Origin of the sequence: Candidatus Erwinia dacicola, from assembly GCF_001756855.1 — a bacterium.
Taxonomy (GTDB): domain Bacteria; phylum Pseudomonadota; class Gammaproteobacteria; order Enterobacterales; family Enterobacteriaceae; genus Erwinia; species Erwinia dacicola.
Window position 1 is genome coordinate 1 of record NZ_MAYS01000013.1, and the last position, 1,511, is coordinate 1,511.

General features: G+C 54.4%; 3 pseudogenes. 2 read left to right on the forward strand and 1 reads right to left on the reverse strand.

Annotated elements, in window-relative coordinates:
* Positions 1–167: pseudogene (locus tag BBW68_RS19300) on the forward strand (IS3 family transposase); the annotation flags it as partial.
* A 216-nt stretch (positions 168–383) separates the two neighbouring features.
* Here the strand turns inward: BBW68_RS19300 and BBW68_RS15190 are convergent.
* Positions 384–915 (reverse strand): annotated as a pseudogene (locus BBW68_RS15190) (transposase); the annotation flags it as partial.
* Positions 916–1,007: 92 nt separating this feature from the next.
* On the opposite strand from BBW68_RS15190, the pseudogene BBW68_RS15195 reads away from it, so the two are divergent.
* Positions 1,008–1,511 (forward strand): annotated as a pseudogene (locus BBW68_RS15195) (IS66 family transposase); the annotation flags it as partial.

The window sequence follows — 1,511 nt, forward strand, 5'->3', positions numbered from 1 at the left end:
CGACGAAGGGCTATAACAGCTTCAGCGAAGCCCAGGGCGCGATAATCCGCTATATAACGGGATATTACAGCGCTATCAGGCCCCACTGGTATAACGGCAGTCTGACGCCCAACGAATCTGAGCGGCTGTACTACTTACAGTCTAATGCTGTGGCCAGTATTAGTTGACCACTACACACAGGCTGGTGCTTCAAGGAAAATCGATGAGGAAATGTAATCTGGCAGTAGAAAGCGAGAAAAAACCAGGTTAAAAAGCAGCAGAGAAAGTTAGCGCATCCCAGCTGATCGAACAGATGCGAAACAGTGATCGAACTTCAATGCCAATCTGTGATCGATCAAAGCGGAATACGCACGCAGGATGCCCCACACCCGTCGATAGCCCTAGCTGGACATATCACTGATGATGTCGAGGATGTCCGACAGTATTTCAGCGTCTGCTTCGTTATTACGCCGGTTACAGCGGCTGTCCTGCCAGTCAACTGGACGCTTAACCCGCAGGGATGGGATGGCTGCGTACGCGACACGCTCATGGCACGGCTGACCAGTACTATTCCCCGTCCTTTGGCAACAAGGGCGCGTGCGCTATCCAGTTTCTTGACTGGTCGTACTCCACGGCTTCTTTCAGGATATCAACCTCCATCGTCTTCTTGCTCAGAAGGCGCTGGAGCTCCCGAACCTGCTTCAGCGCTGCTGTGAGTTCAGAGGCTGGCACAACTTCTTCTCCGGCAGCAATGGCGGTGAGGCTGCTTTCCTGATATTGCTTCTTCCACTTGAACAGCAGGCTGGGCTGAATACCGTACAGGCCAGCAACATGGGAAACATTCATGCCCGGCTCCATCGTCTGCTGGATAATGGCGATCTTCTCCTGAGAAGTCTTACGCTTACGGACTTCTTCCCCTAAAAGGATCCCGGTTATCTCAAAGTTGGCGTTAGTGTTAAACATATATTCAAGCCTATCTCTTATCTCAAGATACAGCTACTATCTGGTGTTTCAGGGGGTTATATCAGGATCCGTTTTATGACCTGCTGCACCAGTACGTGCTGATGCCGGGCAAGGTGCACACCGACGACATCCCGGTACCGGTGCAGGAGCCGGGCAGCGAAAAGACGCGCACGGCCTGGCTGTGGATGTACGTGAGGGACGACCACAACGCGGGTTCGCAGCTGCCGGCTGCGGTGTGTGGTTCGCGTACTCACCGGACCGCAAGGGAGTCCATCCACAGCGGCACCTTGCCGAATACGGCGGTATCCTGCAGGCGGACGCGTACGGTGGCTACAATGCGCTGTACGAAGACGGGCGCATCACTGAAGCGGCCTGCATGGCGCATGCCCGCCGGAAAATCCACGATGTTAATACCCGCACGCCGACCGACATCATCACCGAAGCGCTGAAGCGCATCAGTGATGTATGCCATCAAGGCGGAGATACGCGGCAGCCCGGCAGAGGAGCGATTGGCGGTCCGTAATAGAGAAAACTATCCCGTTAATGCAGTCACTGTACGACTGGATACA